This window comes from Paenibacillus sp. AD87, from assembly GCF_001659845.1.
GTDB lineage: Bacteria > Bacillota > Bacilli > Paenibacillales > Paenibacillaceae > Paenibacillus > Paenibacillus marchantiae.
In genome coordinates, this window is the sequence record NZ_LXQN01000007.1 from 3,964,851 (window position 1) to 3,984,574 (window position 19,724).

Sequence of the window (19,724 nt, forward strand, 5' to 3'; positions counted from 1 at the left end):
ACAAGCTAAACAAGAGACAAGGCTTAAAAGAATGCTTCAATTCTTCTAAGCCTTGTCTCTTGCTGTACAGTCGTCGTTCAACACAACATGCATGAAATGAAGAGGGGGCAGCGTTGTCAATAGCTAACCGCCTTTTCACCTTGGGCTTGTGCAAGATATTCTGACTGAACCTTGCTGTTTACCGACCCGCCCTCCACCAGTGTCACGTAGATGCGTTCATGATCGACAGGCTCTCCGGCAATAATCTTGATTAATTGTTCGGCTGCCAGTGCGCCCCATTTTCGTTTGGAATAATCAATCGTGACCAGTCTTGGCTGCACATATTTGCTAAGTTCAATATTATCAAATCCGATAATATCAATCTCCTGACCAATGTTTAACTCGCTATCAGCGAGCCGGTCACACATCCCAATCGCCATCTCGTCATTGAGACAAAACACCCCAACTGGTTGAGTATATTCCTGAATAATACGTTCAGCTGCCCGTTCTCCGCCACTCTTCTCGAAATCTCCGGTAATTTCGATCCATTCCACATTCGCTTCCCGCTCCGATACTTGCCTCACAGCCTTCAACCGCTGAGCCGAGTCAAATGAACCTTCAGGACCTGTCACGACATAGATCTTCGTATGTCCCTGTTCAATCAAATGCTCCATCGCAAGGGTTGCTCCTGCCTTGTTATCCAGTAGAACCTGATTAATATTGGGGTGATCCAGTTCCCGGTCAAGAACGACAATCTTGTGTCCTATGTCTGCATATTGCATTAGTTCCTTGCTCGCAAATGTATGATCCAGAATGACAGCACCATCAATCATTCGCTCCGGAAGCATTCGATGAGATTGTTTCCCGCTGCACACAATCAGGTCGTACCCTTGCGCGTTACATACAGATTTCATACCACTAAGTAAGTCTCCATAAACATCCCCGCTAAAATCCGTCAGAAATACACCCAGAATTTTGGATTCTCTCTTCTTCAATGTTCTGGCAGCAGCATTGGGAACATAGTTCAGCTCTTTGGCGATAGCCAAAATTTTGGAACGGGTCTCATCTGTCACTTTGTTGCTACCATTCAGAGCGTATGACACGGTAGAGATCGAAACTCCCGCCTGTTTGGCGATATCCTTGATACTGACCACATTCTTCGCTCCCCTGTTATGTTCATCAGGCCCTTCGAAATCGAAGGACCTGACATCTAAAATATTTATACTTGATAAAATAGACTAACGTTTACACGATTAACTGTAAATCTCAATCACGTTATTCTCGCTTAGGCTCTGTTCAAGCTCCTTACGTGAAATACGCAGTCCACCAAGACGATAAGGTTGTTGCAACCTAGTCGCATCCAGTTCCTTGCCATTCAGCACAATACGTTGTACGGCCTCTCCGCTGAGATGATAGACGAAGGTTACCTTTTTGCCGGCAAATTGGAAATCAAAATGCAAGCCATCCAAGCTGACAGGTAACACAGGGTCCAGAACCAGATCTTCTTCCTCCTGGCGAATACCCAGGGCGTTCGAAATGAGCTGATTCATGTAGATTCCCGGTCCACTGGAGTAGATTCTCCAGCCGCCCTTCACCTGCACATCTCCGGTGCGAAGCTTATCGAACTGCTCCTGCGCTGCATAACGGTTGTTGAATTTCCCGTCAGAACTGCTGAAGTAGGCATTACTCTGGCGTAGATCTGCGTTAGGAACAGCTTCCTGAATACCCACTGGATTGATAATGCCCAGCCCATTCCAGACCTCATCCGGGTTGCCCAGCTTCGCCATGGCTTCAATATAACGGATGTGAGCATGAACATATTGCAAGCCCACTTCACGTCCGAAGTTGGATGCCTGCTCTGCACGTTTGAAATGAGTGCTGACGCCGCCATCATATTGTGCTGGACGATTCATCAATCTGACACCATCCGGGCAGTACAGCTTGTCCTTGATCAGTTCATAATGGGATTGCGCTTGCTCAGGCTCCAGCAACTCGGCAATCATGCTGCGTGTCATCGGCAGCAAACGGTACTGAATACCTGTCTCGCTGTCATCCGGATGCAGCATGCGCTTCGCTTGTGCCGGATCTTCCATATATACAAAGCCCGGAATCACATCGGTATCCAACATATACTTGCTGAAGTCCCTTTTCACACCCGCTGCCATATCGCTTAATTCCGAAGAAAGCTCCGGTTTCACAGGTGCAAGCGCTCTGGATAGCTGCTTCAACGTTTGATAGGTGAGCGCCACAGTCCAGCTGCTGACCATATATTGCTTCAATTGAGCATTGGCAGGCTGTAATGTATCGTCCCAGTCCCCGTCACCATATGAAGAGAGGAATGTATCATGCAGGAAATGACTGCGGATATACTCCAGTTCTTTCTGGGCATGCTCCAGCACGCTGGCTGTCTGATCAGTAAAGTCAAAACCATGTTTTACGGTATAAGGTACTTCCTCATTCAGAATCGAATAATCCTTGGTGGCAATCAGATAATCACTTAGCACTTTGAGAGGCCAAACAATAATGTCACCATGGCTTTCTTCCTGCTGAACTTTGAAATAACGATCGAACATAAACCATTGCGGCCAGTTACCGTCATCCTCATACTGATGCGAATATACCGTCTTCAGAATGTCGCGAACCTGCTCATACTTTTGTGTAGCCATAAAGTATTCGACCGGACCCTGGCAGACATCCCGTGTACCCCAAGCTGCACCGCCATATTGCTCCAGTCCGTGAGGAACAGAGTAATGCACCAGCATATTGTGGGTATACCACCATGCAAGAGCATTCACTTTGAACAACTCATCTGCTCCTTGCTTCTGAGGTTGGGACAAATGGAACCCATTCATCACTTCTGCATAGAACGTACGATAAGCTGCCACTTCCTCTTCGAAGCTGCGTGTCGAGGATGCGATCTGTCCTCCTTCCAACAGCCCTTGAATGGTCAATGTCCATTCAGCGCTGCTGTCCAGCCGTAAAGTCGTCAGTGAGTCGTCGCCTGCGTTTACTCCACTAGCCAGTTCAGTCTCATCCCCAACATTCACTCCTGCTCCGCTTACCCGCATGCGGTACTCCAGATTAGGATATACTTCGGCACTGAGGGAGCTGTGATCTGCCTTGAAGATCAATTCACCATTCTGCTCCGAAACATGAACAGGAAGTTCATATTCATTCACATTCATCGTAATCTGATTGGTAATCAGGTATCGATAAGCTATTCCTTTTTCCGACTTCACATGAAGATGTACTTCAGGAGTATCCAAAGTTGTATAATTCGTGATAATCAGCGTATCCTCAGCTGTTTTGTAATACCAGCGAACATAGTTGAAGCCCATTTCAAACAGGGAAGGCATCGTGAGTAGGTGGAAGATTCCTTCAACCTCGACGTAGATCCGCTGACCGGATGATTTGGGTATGTTGAGTGCGCTACGTGCATTGCTCATCATTTTATTGAAGTTCGTATTTCCCACAACCACATGGGAATTGAAGATACCATACATATAGGAAGACGTTGTGATTACGTTCTGACCCAGCTTCACATTGTTACCACTCATCAGAATGTGTCCATGCGGACGTTCCACACGCATTTCCTTTTCCTTGAGCACAATATGCTCATACGTATCTGTAAAGAACGCCAGCAATTTACCATCCGCGCGCTCTTCTTGATGTCTCTTCGAAGCCGGGAAACGGGAATTCACTTCTTCTTCGGTCATCGATAAAGTAGGCAAGGGTTCACCCACTACCGGATGGAGAGATACTTTTGGGAATACGTTGGATACTGCTCGTACCGTGCTTGCATTCTCTTGACGCTTCGCTTCATACTCGTCCCAAGCCTGTTGGAGAACATCCTGGTATTCGAGTTCCTTCACCGCTTCAGCGTGGTTAGACTGAAAGAGTCCATAGAACACAAAGCGAGCTTCGCCACTCAACACCACTTTTTCGGACTGCAGGGCTGTATATGCAAATTCATACTGGTACACTTCATTCGCAAGTGTTGGCTTACCCAGACTTTCAGGGACATTCGTCTCCTTGTAACTCAAGCCAAAGAACTGAAATCCATCTGTGGAGTAACCTGCTGCACGGGTTAATGAACCCTGTTGAAGATAAGGAAAAGCCCCGCCCTGCGGTTGATTCTGCCGTGAAGCTACGATATATCCAAGTTTCGCATCCTCAAATACGGCATGGTCAATATATTGCGACAAGTAAGCCTCATTGCTGCGTACCGCACCTGGATCGGCATTGCCGACATCCTGGCCATAGACCACGTCGACCTCTTCTCCATTACCGTTTACGGTTACATCCCAGAACCATACACCTTGTGCTGTTGGAGCAAATACAACCTGATAACCTACGCCCTCAGCGGTACCTGTCCATACCATACGACTGCCGTCGGTGCTCACCTGGCTGTCGGAGTGAATGCCAAGCATTGGCACAAAACGAATGCCGGATTCACTGTGAAAACGCAAGTATAGATTGTTCATGGAGCCGTCCACCGGACTAGCCATCCACTGATTAATCATCGTTGTTCCACTTACAGCCTTGAACAAATCACCGCTTTCCCAGAACGTAAAGCACAGGTCGCCGGATTGTACGTTGATTTGAGATTTATTCATGGTCTTCATATATCTATTCATATCCTCCTATCCTGCCTTGCTCCCCACTGCTGAACAGAAGAGAAGAAGGCAGTGCAGTTTTGCTGCTTTTGTATGATGAGTTCAATCATTCATCGATATGAGGTGTATACCATTACACCAGCTTGAACGTGCTCTCCAATGTATCGCGGCTATTCGGCCCTACGAAAATGTGGAATGTTCCCTTATCACTGCGATGACTCAAATCGGAATGATGATAACGGAGCTGTTCTTCGTTTAATGTAAATGTAGCCGTACCACTTTCACCCGGTGCGAGTGACAGCTTGACATACCCTTTCAGCTCACGCATTGGACGTACAACTTCACCAGTGACATCACGTACGTACAACTGAACCGTCTCTACGCCAGCACGTTCGCCAGCGTTGGTTACACGCACTTGGATTGTCAGAGGTTGATCAGCAGTCATTTCATTGCTTGAAACTTCCAGGTCCCCATACTCAAACGAGGTGTATGACAAGCCGTAGCCAAACGGAAGCAGCGGATCATTCGGACTATCAATGTATTTGGAAACATAACGTTCTTCCGTCTTTTGCGGATTGAGTGGACGTCCTGTATTAAAATGATTGTAATATACCGGTATCTGACCTACAGATTGCGGGAAGGACATCGTCAGACGCGCAGATGGATTCACTACACCTGTCAATACATCGGCTATGGCCGCTCCACCCTCACTGCCCGGGAACCACGCTTCAAGCACTGCATCGGATTCTTCAAATACACCATGTAAGTCCAGAGGGCGACCGTTGAAAATAACGCTGGCGATTGGTTTGCCGGCTGCTTTGAGCTGTTTAACCAATTCCAGTTGAGCTGCTGGCAAACGAATATCCGTACGCGATCCACCTTCACCACTCATTTCGGAATCTTCACCAAGTGCAAGCACGATCAGATCGGCTTTGCTTGCTACTTCAAGCGCTTCAGCAATCTGTTCAGCGGTGATCGTGTGAACGTTGCTGCCTTGAGCCATATGAACTTTCCCGGCAGTAAGACGTTCCTGCAAAGCAGTTCCGAGTTTAACGGCATCTTCTTTGACACCTTCACAGGACCACCATCCGAGAATGTCTTCACTTTGGGCAAAAGGTCCAATTAACGCTACATTGGCTTCTGGCTTCAGCGGAAGCACGTGATTATCATTTTTCAACAATACAGCGGATTTGGTTGCAAGCTCATACGATACCTGACGATGTTCTTTCGAGAACACAATCTCGCGCTCACGCTCCGGATCCGCTGCACGCAGAGGGTTGTCGAACAATCCCAGCTTTTCTTTCAGTTGCAGAATACGTAGCACCGCTTCATCAATGAGCTTTTCTTCCACTTCTCCGTTCTTGATCAACTCTGGCAGATGATGGACATAACAAGGTGTCATCATCTCGATGTCCACTCCTGCACGAATGGCGCGGTATGCAGCTTCACGATCATCTTCAGCTGCGCCATGAGCAATCATCTCGCGAATGGAAGCCCAATCCGAGATCAATACACCATCAAAGCCCCACTCGTCACGCAAGATATCACGCATGAGCTTCTCATTTCCGCTCGCTGGAATACCCTCTACAGTATTGAATGAAGCCATAACCATTTCGACGCCTGCATCCAGTGCTGCCTTGTAAGCCGGTAAATAGTACTCACGCAAGTTGCGTTCAGACATGTCGACCGTGTTGTAATCACGACCACCTTCTGCTGCCCCATATGCTGCAAAGTGTTTTACACAAGCCGCCAGACGATCCGGCTCATCCTTCAAACTGTCGCCCTGATATCCACGTACAAATGCCGCAGAGAACAGACTGTTCAAATAAGGATCTTCGCCTGTCGTCTCCATTACTCGACCCCAGCGCGGATCACGAACAAGATCGACCATCGGTGCAAAAGTGACATGGAGGCCAGATACGGCGGATTCACGTGCTGAAATCTCAGCACTTTTCTCAGCCAGTTCGGTGTCCCATGAACAGCCAATGGCTAGCGGGATGGGGAAAATGGTTTTAAAACCATGCACGACGTCCGCCATGAACAAGAGCGGAATGCCGAGACGGCTTTTTTTCAGGTAAGCTTGCTGTACATCTATAATGGCCTGTGCACCAGACAATCCCAGAATGGAGCCACTGGCATCCACGGACTGCTCCGTGATTCCCATCTCTTCCATTGGACCTGTGATCTGACCTTCAACATTGGTTCCTTCATAAAAGTTAGCGGTCAGCTGAAGCAGCTGGGCCGTTTTTTCTTCCAGGGTCATTTGGTTTACAAGGTCTAGCAACTGCTCGTTATTCATAGACATTATCCTCCACTACATGTTGTTGAAATAAAGAACCCGGCTGCGTTCGGGGAGAGACCGCGCACCGGGTTCGATTGGATGGGACAGACAGAACACACCTGTCATATCCCATCTTGCTAATTACTGAATGATTACTTGAATTCTTTGTTCAGTTCATCCAGATAAGGTTGAACCAGGGACATTTTACTGTTTACCCATTCTTTCCAGTTCGCTTCAAGATCTCCATTTTTGAGGATCAAGTTGGCATATTCATTCTGGTAGTCGAATGAAGCCTGACTTTTAGCTTTGGAATCGTACAGGTTGATATCCCAGTCGTATGTTGCGAGTGACTGACCTTCTGTACCGAGTTTTGCTTTTTCCTCGAACAGCTTCACAGCTCTATCACGGTAATCCTTTTTAATTGCAGGGTTTACAACACTAAAGTCGTCACCCAGCAGGTACAGACCTTCGAAACGTGCTGGGTATTTGTCTTCCAGAACAGTTCCTTCTGGCAGCAAGCTAACCAGTTCTTTGTTTTCATCATATTTCCAATCTTTACCTTCGAAGCCCATGTTGATGAGCAGTTGTCCTTCTTTGGTAGTCGAGTAGTCGATCAGATCCATGATCCGTTCGAATTTCTCGTCACTGATGTTCGGATTGAAGATCAATGCAGACCAGAAGTTCGCTTGCTCCATGTTGCGGTATTTCCCATCATCGCCCAATACGATTGCTGTGTGTACCAGGTCATCACTATCTACACCCAGATTCTTTCTCATATCAGAATCCAGACCTTGTCTGTACGAAGCCAGTCCGCCCAGACTTGTTACTGCAGCTGTACCTGTTACTTTGAAGTTGTTTTGACCTTCATTGTTTTTCCATGTGTAGAACTCAGGATTGAGCAAGCCATCTTTGTAGGCTTTTTGCATCAATTTAAGTCCTGTCAGAGTTTCAGGATCTGATGGTCCCCAGTGGAACTGGCCATCTTCTCCTTTATAGAACGGAGAGTCAGTCATGGCATGCACACTGTTCGGCATAATGATATTCGTCATGGCATCTGCCGCATTGTAGGACAAAGGTACAAGTTTGTTGCCCACTTTGCCTGGATCTTTTTCTTTCACAAGCTCAGCGTATTCATTCAATTCAGTAGTTGTATATGCATCTTTCAGTTCGAAACCAACCGCTTCAGCCCAGTCTTTACGAAGCGCAATGACACCAATTTGGTTCGTCAATGGGTCAGCAGGTTTGTTCTCGAAATAGATTGGTCTTGGCAGGACGTATGTTCCACCCGTCAGTTCTTCCAGCTTGTCTCCAAGACCGGTCAACTTGTAGGCTGCTGCCACGTTAGGCCAGCGTTCTTTCCAGTCATCCGGGAATTTGTAGAACAGGCCTTGATCAATACTGTTCATGGCATCGCCATGCACGTAGTTCCATACTGCTACATCCGGCAAATCGCCAGAGTTGATCCACAGACGAAGCTTCTCGCCCCATGAATCCCAATCGATATAGTTGTAATCCCATGTTACATTGAACTTGTCTGTCCAGAACTTGTGGAACTCATTATCCAAGTTCCCGTTTTTAATTTCTGTCAGGTTAGCTACTGAGATGGTCAGGTTGTCTTTGTAATTTCCCTCTGCATCTTTTTCGTTACCACCTGAAGCTCCTTGGCTGGAACAAGCGGTCACCATCAGCATAACTACACTAAGCGTGATGGCAAAGAGAGCTCTTACTGACAACTTTTTGTTCGTTTTCATGTTTTACCCCCATGTTTTTTAGTAGAATTTTAATGCAAAATCCTATACGTATAATCAGGTCTTGATAGCCCCTGTTAATACCCCTTTGGCAAAGTGTTTTTGCAGCATTGGGAAGAAACACATAATTGGTACCATGGTGACAAATACTGCCGCCATCTTCATACCCATTGAGAAATTGCTTGCTTGGGCAGCATCCACACTGGATGCATTGGATGCGTTCGTCTGGGATGTGACGATAATGTTTCTGAGTACATTCTGGAGCGGTAACTGATCCGCTTTTCGAAGGAATATCATCGCATCGTACCAACTGTTCCAGTACGCCACACCATAGAACAATGTGATTGTAGCCATAATTGGTGTAGCCAGCGGAAGAACAACTGAGAACAGAATTCTCCACTCTCCTGCTCCATCCAATCTCGCCGATTCCATCAGCGATTCAGGCAAGGTATAGAAGTAGTTCATCATCAGAATCATGTTGAAAGCACTGAAGCTTCCCGCCAGGATAACGGACCACAGCGTACCTGTAAGGTGAAGTGATTTCATGATCAGGTACAGCGGTACAATACCACCATTAAAGATCATGGTGAACAGTACTAGGAAAAAGAGAAATTTCTTGAACGGAAATTTGTTGCGACTAAGGCCATATGCCATGCTTGTTGTCAGGAACAAGCTGAGTGGCAAACCGATGACTAGCAAAATAATTGTATTTTTGTACCCCGACAGAATCGTTCCGTCAGCGAACAACGCCTTATAGGAATCCAATGTCCATTCTTTAGGGAACATCAAAAATGGATTGTCAGCATATTCTTTTTGTGTTGCGAACGAGATCATAATGACATTCCAGAACGGAATCAGAATCATCAGAGCAAGCACAAGTAAAATGGCGAAAATAATGTAATCGAGAAATGTCATTTTTTCTGTACCAATTCTCGGTTTTTTGTTAGACTTCTTACTCATTTCATTTTTCCTCCTCTCTTATCGGAACAAACCGTCTCCGCCAAGCCACTTGGCAAATCTGTCTGCGAGAAGCAGCAAGACCATATTCACGAGGGAACGGAACAAGCTGACCGCTGTCGAGAATGAGAAGTCCGTTGAGGACTGGAACGTAATCCGATAGATATATACATCCAATACTTCCGATACATTTTTAGTTGCGGCATTTGCCAAGTTGAAGATCTGGTCGAAACCGGAAGACATCAATCCACCAACCGACAGAATGAACATGACGGTGATTGTTGGAAGAATGTTTGGCAATGTAATCTTGAACATCTGCTGCATACGGGAAGCGCCGTCAATCTGCGCCGATTCATACTGATCCTGATCAATACCGGAAATGGCTGCCAGGAAGATAATCGCACCCCATCCGCTTGATTTCCAAATATCCGTCAACAGCAGCATCGGTACAAAGTTAGACTCGGAACCAAGGAAGTTAATGGTTGGCAATCCAAGCAAACCAAGTGCGCTGTTTACCAGTCCGTCATAAGCCAGGACGTTGATGACTACCCCGGATACGATGATCCATGAAAGGAAGTGAGGGAACGTAAGAACCGTCTGGAACCACTTTTTCCCTCTGCGCATCCGCAATTCATTCAACAACAGGGCAAGAATAATCGGGAACGGGAACTGAATAATCAGTTTTAGAATGTTGATGTACAGCGTCCGCCATACCGCGTCAATAAAGGTTGGATCCCGGAAAACGTATTTGAAATTCTCAAATCCGCTCCATGGGCTTCCCCAAATCCCCAGGTTTGCCTTGTAGTCTTTAAACGCAAGAGACAGGCCACCCATTGGCATGTAGGCAAACAGGATCAGCCAGACGAGCCCTGGAATAAGCAGGGTGTACGTCATTCTGTGCTTCCAGATTTCACTCCAGAGCGAATTGCCTTTCAAGTTTCCCTTCAGCTTTTTGCTAGGTCCTTCGGCTGCAGGTTTCAAATTGCATCTCCTCACTCTACTTTGGTCTTGTCGTTATACAGAAAATCAAACATTGTTCTCAGGTGTTGCTCCCAGAATCTCCATTCATGGGTACCCGGTGTCTCCACATACCGAAACTCAAAATCCGTTTCCTGCATGTATTCCGCGAATTTGCGATTCATATCCACAAACGGATCAATGTCACCACAACAACTCAGAATATCCGGTAAATCTCCACCTTGCTTCAACAGCTTGGCAGACAGTGCGTACAGGTCCTGATCAGGTTTTACCTGTAACCGTTCTCCAAAAACCGCTTTCATTTCCTTGATCATGCCTGATGGCATCTCCGGATCGTGAAGCCGGGTCTGAATATCAGTTACACCTGATAAGGACACCGCTTTGCGGTACCTCTCGGGATATGTCAGTGCACATTTCAATGCACCGTACCCACCCATGGATAGACCGGCTACGAAAGTCTTTGCCGGGTCTGTATTGAGATTGAGCTGACGCCTGCAGAATTCAGGCAGCTCCTGAGTGATGTAATGGAAGTAATTCAGGCCGTATTCCATATCGGTGTAATAGCTTCGGTTCGCTTCCGGCATAATGATGGTACAGCCATATTGTTGCGCATACATTTCAATTGTAGTCAAACGTTGCCATGTACTTGCGTTATCGCCTGCCCCATGCAGCAAATATAGCGTACCGCCTGAAGTGTCTCCGGAGTCACTGGACACTACATGTATGCTTGTATTCATGCATAACGTAGGCGATCCGGTTTCGATCGTTATATGCGCCATATGTAACCCCTTTCATCGTCGGCTGCTGTCTGTAAACTTCTGTTTCTCTGCCTTTTTGTTGCAACTTCCAGTGATTCCCCCGTATTTCGCTCGGTTATCGAAACGATTTTCTCGAATCGTTTCAAAACATAGCCAACGTTGATTTACTTGGACTTGAATACAACACATTTTACGTGGAAGCGATTTCTTCGAATCGTTTCGAATAAATCATAATCCCGAAGTACAAACCCTGTCAATAACCTTTTTACAAATTTCGCGCTTTTTTCTTAAAAAACTGATTTTCCGTGATAAAATTTGCGTCAAAAGGCACTTTTAATTTGAAACAATTTCCTTTAAGTAACCGTTTGCACCTATTCATTGACATTGAACTTCGTTTGTACTAACATAAGTTCTAATTTTTGATCCAGATTGCGGAAACGTTTCACCAACAGTTAAAATTCTTCTTTTTTAGAAAGGATGTTAAGATGTCTAGTATTATTAATTCTTTTGTTCATCATATAGATGAGCAGCAGTTAAACGTTCATTCTGTTCGGGTATTGCAGAAAGGGGTTACAATCGGAGCGTGGGATCGCACCAGCGATATGCGCCGCTTACAGCATTCTGTCAGCAAATCGTTCACCTGCATGGCGATTGGACTGGCTTTGGATGCGGGCACACTTACACTTGAATCCAGACTAGGAGACTATTTCACATCACCAACACCTGCTTCTCATTTAACATCCTTCCCTCCTGCGGACCTCACCCTGTACGATTTGCTGCGAATGTCATCAGGGCATGACGTACCTGTGTTATGGGCAGAAGAGCGAGCCACCCTTCCTGAGAAAGATTGGGCGAAATATTACATGTCCCTTCCTTTGAACAGAGTTCCTGGTGAAACGTTTACATACAGCAGTGCAGATACGTTTATGATCTCCGCCATGTTCCAGGCTGCCTCTGGTCAAACTGTTAAGGACTATCTGATTCCCCGGCTATTCGAGCCACTGGGCATTACGAATGTAGAGTGGGAGACTTCTCCCTTGGGCATTACATTGGGCTGTGCGGGCCTGCAGCTCACCAATGAGGAATTAGGCAGGTTCGGTCAACTGTTGCTTCAGGAGGGCCACTGGAACGGCGAGCAGCTCATTCCTGCGGAATGGATCCGATTAGCGACAACACAACAGATCCCTACACCAGGAGACGGCGACTGGGGACAAGGTTATGGATATCAATTCTGGAGATGTTCCCATAACGCTTACCGTGCTGATGGCGCCAATGGTCAACTATGTGTTGTCCTACCGGAGCTGGAGTCCGTCGTTGCCATCAATAGTGATGAACAAAATATGCAAGCCATTCTTGATCATGTATGGTCAGATATATTGCCTATTCTGGAGGGGAACATTTGATTATACGAGCAGCCACTCAGGCAGATTATGCGGAGTTGAGAATCATCTATCTCGAGTCGCGACGTGCCCGGTTCCACTGGGCTAAGCCGGAAGAGCTGTCCCTACAGAATTTTGATACAGACACCGTTGAAGAATATATCCTCGTGGCTGAAAATGAAGAAGGACAGCTTCTCGGCTTCGCTTCGCTATATCTTCCCGAGAACTTTATTCACCTTCTGTTTATCCATCCCGGTTTTATCGGCGGGGGTACAGGTTCACGCTTACTTGATGCGTCAATTTCACTTATGCAGCAGCCTGTTCGATTGAAATGTGTATCTGATAATCATAAAGCAATTGGCTTTTACGAACGACAGGGTTGGAAAAAAGTCATTGAAGAAGGTATACCCGGGGAGAAATATTGGGTGATGGAGTACGACTCTAATAGCTGATTCCATTCGTTTGATCCCGATAAACAACAAGAAGTGGAAATCTTTTTTCCACACAAAAAAAGTATCATGACCTTCAGAGGCCATGATACTTTTTATTTTACCCGTGCTGTGGAAGCTGGGTCATTTCATCTAAACATTGTGCGCATATGTAACGCTCTTTGAACTCATTGACTTCTTCCATCGATCCACAAAAAATACATTTTGGACGGTATCTCTCTAGAATGATATGGTCCCCTTGTACTAAGATCTCTACAGGATCTCCCTCATTCATTTGATACCTTTTACGCAAAGATTTAGGCAATACGATCCTACCCAATTGGTCAACTTTGCGAACGACTCCAGCTGGCTTCATAGCTACGGCACACCTCTCCTATCTTACTCTAAATTTCTAGGTACATTTGTACTATGTTTATTAATTCGCCAAGATTTTGTCGAATCCTGCTGGAAATAAACATTTTTTGTCCTTTTTTTTGAAAAATGTTTTTTTAGCGAATTCTAACCGTCACTTATACGCGAATTGGATTAATCAAGACCCGGGAAATTAAGTTGACGCAATGCCTCATACACAATGATTGCTGCTGAGTTTGACAAGTTCAATGATCTGACATCACCTGTCATTGGCATCTTCATACAAGTATCTGGATTAGCAGCAATTAACTCTGGAGGAAGGCCTTTGGTCTCTTTACCGAACACCAGAAAATCTCCATCCTGAAACTTAAAATCGCTATAACGGTTCTTTGCCTTCGTGGTTGCGTAGAAAAAACGCCCATCTGGATACTGTTCCTGAACCTCGGCAAACGAATCATGATATTCAATATGAACGGCATGCCAGTAATCCAGACCCGCGCGTTTCAGTGTGGCATCATCCGTACGGAATCCGAGTGGACGCACGAGATGCAAATGTGTGCCGGTAGCCGCGCATGTACGAGAAATATTGCCCGTATTTGCTGGAATCTCCGGTTCAACCAGAACGATATGTAAAGCCATATGTGTTCAATCTCCTTTTCATTTCATGTAAACGACAATTCTCTAATCTTAAAGAAAAGCCCTCCACACGTCAATGTGGAAGGCTCTGGTGAAGCACAAGTGTGAATGCTTGAATTCACAACTCGCTGCCAGGTTATTTATCCATTTGTCTTCTGGAAGTGGCTCATGAAGTCCGTAAGTGCTTTAACACTTTCATATGGAGCAGCATTGTAAATGGAAGCACGCAGGCCGCCAACACTCCGATGCCCTTTCAGACCAACAAATCCTTCTTTCTCCGAAGCCTTGATAAACTGTTTCTCCAAGTCCTCGTTAGCTAAGCGGAAGGTCACATTCATCAGGGAACGATCTGCCGGATTTACACAGCCACGGTAGAAGTCTCCGGAGGAATCGATCGCATTATAGAGCAAATCCGCTTTCTTCACGTTCTTCTGTTCAATTCCAGCCAATCCGCCTTGTTCCTCGATCCATTTCAGAACCTCATTCACCATGTATACGGAGAAGGACGGTGGTGTATTATAGAGAGAATTGTTGTCCACATGTGTACTATAACGAAGCATCGTCGGAATCGTTTTAGGAGATTCACTAACCAGTTCTTCGCGAGCAATAACAACCGTAATCCCTGATGGGCCCAGGTTCTTCTGTGCACCCGCATAGATCATGCCGAATTGATTAAGGTCAAACGGTTTGCAGAAAATGTCACTCGACATGTCGGCAATAAGCGGAACTGAACCGGTATCCGGGAATGACTTGAATTGAGTTCCCTCAATTGTTTCGTTAGACGTCAAATGAACATAAGCTGTGCGATCCGGGAAGCTAAGATTCGACACATCCGGCAATTTCATATATTTATCCGCTTCGGAAGATGCAGCGACCTGCGTCTCCCCAATCAGTTTCGCCTCAGACAGTGCCTTCTTGGCCCAGCTGCCTGTCATGACGTAACTGGCTGTCTGCCCTTCCCTGAGCAGGTTCATCGGCAGCATGGCGAACTGAGTGCTGGCTCCGCCCTGAAGAAAGAGGACCTTGTATCCCTTGGGGTTGCCTAGCAGAGACAACAAACGCTCCTGAGCTTCATTATGTACAGATTCGTACACCGCTCCACGGTGAGACATCTCCATAATCGACATCCCTGTATTCCGAAAATCAACAAATTCTGCCTGAGCACGCTCCAGAACCTCAAGTGGCAACGCCGCAGGTCCTGCATTAAAATTATACGCTCTCTTTGTCACAAAATCCCCCGCCCTTTCCATCCGTAGCTGACATATGAAGTGAATATTATCGCTATGATATCAGTATTCCCTATCTGCTTCAAGGGCAATAAGCACCGAAGCTGCGAATCAGGGTTATCAAATTCCTTTATCACCCTGCAAAGTTAATGCACTACATCGTTCAATTCAAGGAAAAGCCTCCGAGAGCGAGTCCCGGAGGCTTTACATTGGGAACAGTTTCTGTTCCGACTGGATTAGCAGTCGAAGTAGAGGCTGTACTCATGCGGATGAATGCGAATTGCCACTGCTTTTGCTTCGTCACGTTTGAGGTTGATATAGTTTTCGATGAATTCTTTCGTGAAGACGCCACCTTCAGTCAAGAATTCGTTGTCCGCTGCCAGAGCGTCAAGCGCTTCTTCCAGGGAAGCTGGCACACTGCGGATATTTTCTTTGTCTGCATCAGACAAATCATAGATGTTTTTGTCGAGTGGACCATATCCAAGCTCAGTTGGGTTGATTTTGCGTTTGATTCCATCCAGACCCGCCATCAGCATTGCAGCGAACGCCAGATAAGGGTTAGCTGTGGAGTCCGGTGTACGGAACTCGATACGACAACCTTTTGGTGTCACAGCTGCAACAGGAATACGTACTGCTGCCGAACGGTTACCTTTGGAGTAAACCAGGTTAACCGGTGCTTCATAACCAGGTACGAGACGTTTGAATGAGTTCGTACTAGGGTTAGTCAAAGCAATCAGAGCTGGTGCGTGGTACAAAATTCCTCCGATGTAGTGCAGAGCCATTTCGCTCAGGTTTGCATATCCCGCTTTGTCATAGAACAATGGGGAATCGCCATCGAAGATGGATTGGTGAACGTGCATTCCGCTACCATTGTCACCAAACAGTGGTTTTGGCATGAATGTTGCTACTTTACCATATTGACGTGCAGTGTTATGCACGATGTATTTGTATACAAGCAGGTTATCTGCTGTTTTCTTCAACGTATCAAAACGGAAGTTGATTTCGGCTTGACCAGCTGTCGCCACTTCGTGGTGATGACGCTCGATCGACAGGCCCGCTTCTTCCAAAATGCGACACATTTCACTACGAATATCTTGTTGTGTATCCACTGGAGCTACAGGAACGTATCCGCCTTTAGTGCGAACTTTGAAGCCCAGGTTACCGCCATCTTCCTTACGGTTGGTGTTCCAAGAAGCTTCTTCGGAATCTACGAAATAGGAAGAGCTGTTCGTGCCGCTCTCATAACGTACATCGTCGAAGATGAAGAATTCGGATTCAGGTGCGAAAAATGCTGCTGTACCTACTCCACTTTCTTTCAGGAACTCTTCGGCTTTGACTGCGATACCGCGTGGGTCACGCTCATAACGCTCCCCATCCGGAGTGAAGATATCACACATAACATTCAATGTAGGGTGTGCTGTGAACGGATCGACAAAAGTCGCTTCAGGATCTGGAATCATAACCATATCGGACTCTTCAATTCCGCGGAAACCTTGAATAGAAGAACCATCAAAGGCTACTCCATTTACAAAAGTGTCTGCGTCAACTGCCGAAGCTGGTAACGAGATGTGGTGCGCACGACCAGATAAATCTACAAAACGAAAATCTACCCACTCGATGTTGTTCTCTTGAATTGATTTCAATACGTTTTCAACCGACATGTATTCGTCCTCCCAAATATTCCGAACATTAAACAACCCCGCTAAGAAAATGTCCATATTCGAATTTTTTTCTGTCGTCATTATAAAATCTCAAATGTGACATCGTCAATACTTATGTAAGGTATTTTTTGCAACTATGTGAGCTATGCTAACATTTTATAAATCTATTGATTTCACTTAACAACGTAAATACACTATAATTAACTGGTTTAATGCGGTAAAGCAGGGGTATATTTATCCTAAATTATGGAAATAACATTACATCATAAATGTTTCTTATCACCTATGATTAATAAATGCGTTCAAGGCTCCAAATAACATAAAAACCGGACATTTTGTCCTAGCCTCATTCTCATCGAACGGAGCCAGGGCAGATGCCCGGATGATATATATTACCTATACTAAGAAGATCAGTTATACGCCAACTCGTGCCGGAAAGAACTCCGCCGGTTGTTTGGCTGTGTTGAATGTTTTACCCACGATTGGTGCCAATTTCTCCAGATCCTGAAGCAGGTTGGCAAATTGATCAGGGAACAAAGATTGTACACCGTCACCCGTCATGGAGTTATCCGGGTCCGTATGCATTTCGATAATTAGGCCGTTAGCACCAGCAGCAACAGAAGCCTTCGTCATCGGTTCAACCAGCTCACGGCGACCCGTACCATGACTTGGGTCCGAAATGACTGGCAGATGACTGAGAGACTGCAGAACAGGGATGGCCGACAAGTCGAGCGTATTGCGTGTGTAGGATTCGAATGTACGAATACCACGCTCACACAACATTACATTCGGGTTGCCACCCGCAAGAATGTATTCAGCCGCATTCAACAGCTCATCATAAGTTGCACTGAAACCACGTTTCAACAGTACCGGTTTGCCACACTCACCCAATTTGCGCAGCAAATCGAAGTTCTGCATGTTCCGTGTACCTACTTGCAGAATGTCAGCGTACTCGGCACAAATATCCACATATTCAGGCGTCATGACTTCTGTAATGGTCAACAGGTCATGTTTCTTGCCTGCTTCAGCCATCATGATCAGACCTTCAACACCCGTTCCCTGGAAGCTGTACGGACCTGTACGTGGCTTAAATGCACCACCGCGCAGCACCTGTCCACCAGCAGCCTTAACCAGTCCGGCAATCTCATCAATCTGTGCAGCTGATTCAACCGCACAAGGCCCGCCCATAACGACGAGTTCTTTGCCGCCAATATCTACACCTTTGATGGAGATTACGGTATCTTGAGGATGGAAGTCACGGCTTGCCAATTTGTAGGACTTCGAAATCTTGACGACATTCTCCACACCTTTCATTTGACGGAGATGCTCAGCCATTTTCGGCTCCACTTTACCAATCAAACCAATGATGGTGCGGTCCTCTCCACGCGAGATATGAACCTGAAGCCCTTCCTTTTCAATTGTAGCGACGATATCCTGAATATGTTCCTCCGGAGTAGCTTTACCTGCAATAACGATCATTATAAATCCCATCCTTCCTTGTATGAGAGCGCCTAAGCGCGTCTGATTTAATCTCCAAAACTCTTCTTCACTTAAACGCTTGTTCGCTTTTAAGCTTTTATCCACTAAAGTAAATATAACATATTCACCCTTTTCAGTCAAGCCGACTCTTATCCCCTTCAAAAAAAAGAATCCTGCAGTCAGTCACCGGATTTCGGCTCTGTACTGCAGGATTCTTATAATAATGTTTGTTTACGTTGTACGAGTCTTTTCCCTTACAGGAGGTAATAGCTTGCTCATATTCACCGTACGCTTGATTTCCCATGTTTCCGGCTTGTCATGTTCATATTGCTCCAGATACAGGATGACTTCCTTCGTGATCGGTGTTGGTGTAGATGCGCCCGAAGTAACCGCCACCTTATTCACACCTTTCAGCCATTCCTGCTGAATCTCAGCCACATCTGATACACGATATGCCGTTACACCCGCAATTTCCTCCGATACTTGTGCAAGTCGGTTGGAGTTATTACTGCGAGGATCACCGACAACAATGACCAGATCGGCTTGCCCTGCCTGTTCAGCAACAGCTTCCTGACGAACTTGGGTAGCCAAGCATATCTCATTATGAATTTCTGCGCCTGGATACTTCTCCAGAAGACGGCTCATAATGTGTTTAATGTCCCATTGGCTCATCGTTGTCTGATTCGTAATAAGGATTTTGCCGGGAGGTACGTTCAGTCCGTCAATCTCCTCTTCCTTCTCGATCAGATGAACATGATTGGGTGCAACACCAACCGCACCTTCAGGCTCTGGATGGCTCTTTTTCCCAATATAGATAATGTCATATCCTTCAGCCGTCTTCTCTCGAATAAGGTCATGGGTTTTGGTTACATCCGGACAAGTTGCATCCACTGTAGTCAAACCTTTATCCCGTGCCATCTTGCGCACTTCCGGAGATACACCATGGGCCGTAAAGATCACTGTTCCGCTCTCTACTTGGCTCAAAATATCAATCCGGTTCGGTCCGTCCAGTGTAATAATGCCCTCATCTTCAAAAGAGTCCGTCACATGTTGGTTATGCACAATCATACCCAATATATAAATAGGCCGTGGTAGGTCCAGATTGCGTGCCGCCTGGCGCGCGAGCACCATCGCATCCACAACTCCGTAACAATATCCCCGCGGCGAAATTCGCAGTACTTCCACTTGGTTGCCACCCGCTTTCTTTCTCGGCAAAGATAGCCGAT

General features: G+C 46.1%; 15 protein-coding genes. 2 read left to right on the forward strand and 13 right to left on the reverse strand.

The annotated features are described in order from the left end of the window. Nucleotides 1-116 precede the first annotated feature (116 nt). The 7 genes from gpAD87_RS17290 to gpAD87_RS17320 all read right to left on the reverse strand — a co-directional run bounded on the left by gpAD87_RS17290 (nt 117) and on the right by gpAD87_RS17320 (nt 11,296). Nucleotides 117-1,133: a LacI family DNA-binding transcriptional regulator gene (locus tag gpAD87_RS17290; protein WP_064639408.1), complete on the reverse strand. Its 1,017-nt coding sequence runs from the start codon at nt 1,131-1,133 to the stop codon at nt 117-119. Nucleotides 1,134-1,232: 99 nt separating this feature from the next. After that, nucleotides 1,233-4,604, reverse strand: coding sequence for a GH36-type glycosyl hydrolase domain-containing protein (locus tag gpAD87_RS17295; RefSeq protein ID WP_064639410.1), 3,372 nt, complete (start codon nt 4,602-4,604; stop codon nt 1,233-1,235). 124 nt (nt 4,605-4,728) lie between these two features. Then, nucleotides 4,729-6,894: a beta-glucosidase BglX gene (gene bglX / locus gpAD87_RS17300; RefSeq protein WP_064639412.1), complete on the reverse strand. Its 2,166-nt coding sequence runs from the start codon at nt 6,892-6,894 to the stop codon at nt 4,729-4,731. 134 nt (nt 6,895-7,028) lie between these two features. Further along, on the reverse strand, nt 7,029-8,627 hold the full coding sequence (locus tag gpAD87_RS17305; RefSeq protein ID WP_064639414.1) for an extracellular solute-binding protein: 1,599 nt from the start codon (nt 8,625-8,627) through the stop codon (nt 7,029-7,031). Nucleotides 8,628-8,681: 54 nt separating this feature from the next. Continuing rightward, a complete protein-coding gene (locus tag gpAD87_RS17310; protein ID WP_063564250.1) occupies nt 8,682-9,584 on the reverse strand; it encodes a carbohydrate ABC transporter permease in 903 nt (300 codons plus the stop codon). 18 nt (nt 9,585-9,602) lie between these two features. Beyond that, nucleotides 9,603-10,562, reverse strand: coding sequence for an ABC transporter permease (locus gpAD87_RS17315; RefSeq protein WP_063564249.1), 960 nt, complete (start codon nt 10,560-10,562; stop codon nt 9,603-9,605). An 11-nt stretch (nt 10,563-10,573) separates the two neighbouring features. Beyond that, nucleotides 10,574-11,296, reverse strand: coding sequence for an alpha/beta hydrolase (locus gpAD87_RS17320; RefSeq protein ID WP_231952606.1), 723 nt, complete (start codon nt 11,294-11,296; stop codon nt 10,574-10,576). A 506-nt stretch (nt 11,297-11,802) separates the two neighbouring features. Here gpAD87_RS17320 and gpAD87_RS17325 point away from each other — a divergent pair. Together gpAD87_RS17325 and gpAD87_RS17330 are read left to right on the forward strand one after the other, a co-directional pair. Next, the gene (locus tag gpAD87_RS17325) at nt 11,803-12,720 is read left to right on the forward strand and encodes a serine hydrolase domain-containing protein (protein WP_064639418.1); all 918 of its coding nucleotides are present in this window, start codon (nt 11,803-11,805) and stop codon (nt 12,718-12,720) included. Next, the gene (locus gpAD87_RS17330; protein WP_064639420.1) at nt 12,717-13,148 is read left to right on the forward strand and encodes a GNAT family N-acetyltransferase; all 432 of its coding nucleotides are present in this window, start codon (nt 12,717-12,719) and stop codon (nt 13,146-13,148) included. Before gpAD87_RS17325 ends, gpAD87_RS17330 begins: the two co-directional genes overlap by 4 nt. Nucleotides 13,149-13,245: 97 nt before the next feature. On the opposite strand, the gene gpAD87_RS17335 is transcribed toward gpAD87_RS17330, so the two are convergent. The 6 genes from gpAD87_RS17335 to gpAD87_RS17360 form a co-directional block, all read right to left on the reverse strand. Then, nucleotides 13,246-13,500: an AbrB/MazE/SpoVT family DNA-binding domain-containing protein gene (locus tag gpAD87_RS17335; RefSeq protein WP_024629045.1), complete on the reverse strand. Its 255-nt coding sequence runs from the start codon at nt 13,498-13,500 to the stop codon at nt 13,246-13,248. A 170-nt stretch (nt 13,501-13,670) separates the two neighbouring features. Next, complete coding sequence (gene trmL / locus gpAD87_RS17340; RefSeq protein WP_064639422.1) at nt 13,671-14,135, reverse strand: tRNA (uridine(34)/cytosine(34)/5-carboxymethylaminomethyluridine(34)-2'-O)-methyltransferase TrmL; 465 nt, start codon at nt 14,133-14,135, stop codon at nt 13,671-13,673. Nucleotides 14,136-14,272: 137 nt separating this feature from the next. Continuing rightward, nucleotides 14,273-15,382: a 3-phosphoserine/phosphohydroxythreonine transaminase gene (gene serC / locus gpAD87_RS17345; RefSeq protein WP_197521433.1), complete on the reverse strand. Its 1,110-nt coding sequence runs from the start codon at nt 15,380-15,382 to the stop codon at nt 14,273-14,275. Nucleotides 15,383-15,594: 212 nt separating this feature from the next. Continuing rightward, nucleotides 15,595-17,019, reverse strand: coding sequence for a type I glutamate--ammonia ligase (gene glnA / locus gpAD87_RS17350; protein ID WP_063564243.1), 1,425 nt, complete (start codon nt 17,017-17,019; stop codon nt 15,595-15,597). Nucleotides 17,020-17,433: 414 nt separating this feature from the next. Next, on the reverse strand, nt 17,434-18,498 hold the full coding sequence (aroF, locus tag gpAD87_RS17355; RefSeq protein ID WP_063564242.1) for a 3-deoxy-7-phosphoheptulonate synthase: 1,065 nt from the start codon (nt 18,496-18,498) through the stop codon (nt 17,434-17,436). A gap of 231 nt (nt 18,499-18,729) precedes the next feature. Further along, complete coding sequence (locus gpAD87_RS17360; protein WP_063564241.1) at nt 18,730-19,683, reverse strand: 4-hydroxy-3-methylbut-2-enyl diphosphate reductase; 954 nt, start codon at nt 19,681-19,683, stop codon at nt 18,730-18,732. Nucleotides 19,684-19,724: the final 41 nt, after the last annotated feature.

Bases quoted from the DNA above. Each gene is read 5' to 3' on its own strand.
- gpAD87_RS17295 (WP_064639410.1), bottom strand. From the start codon at position 4,604: ATGAAGACCATGAATAAATCTCAAATCAACGTACAATCCGGCGACCTG.
- bglX (WP_064639412.1), bottom strand. From the start codon at position 6,894: ATGAATAACGAGCAGTTGCTAGACCTTGTAAACCAAATGACCCTGGAA.
- gpAD87_RS17335 (WP_024629045.1), bottom strand. From the start codon at position 13,500: ATGAAGCCAGCTGGAGTCGTTCGCAAAGTTGACCAATTGGGTAGGATC.
- gpAD87_RS17325 (WP_064639418.1), top strand. From the start codon at position 11,803: ATGTCTAGTATTATTAATTCTTTTGTTCATCATATAGATGAGCAGCAG.
- serC (WP_197521433.1), bottom strand. From the start codon at position 15,382: ATGGAAAGGGCGGGGGATTTTGTGACAAAGAGAGCGTATAATTTTAAT.
- trmL (WP_064639422.1), bottom strand. From the start codon at position 14,135: ATGGCTTTACATATCGTTCTGGTTGAACCGGAGATTCCAGCAAATACG.
- aroF (WP_063564242.1), bottom strand. From the start codon at position 18,498: ATGATCGTTATTGCAGGTAAAGCTACTCCGGAGGAACATATTCAGGAT.
- gpAD87_RS17320 (WP_231952606.1), bottom strand. From the start codon at position 11,296: ATGAATACAAGCATACATGTAGTGTCCAGTGACTCCGGAGACACTTCA.
- glnA (WP_063564243.1), bottom strand. From the start codon at position 17,019: ATGTCGGTTGAAAACGTATTGAAATCAATTCAAGAGAACAACATCGAG.
- gpAD87_RS17305 (WP_064639414.1), bottom strand. From the start codon at position 8,627: ATGAAAACGAACAAAAAGTTGTCAGTAAGAGCTCTCTTTGCCATCACG.
- gpAD87_RS17310 (WP_063564250.1), bottom strand. From the start codon at position 9,584: ATGAGTAAGAAGTCTAACAAAAAACCGAGAATTGGTACAGAAAAAATG.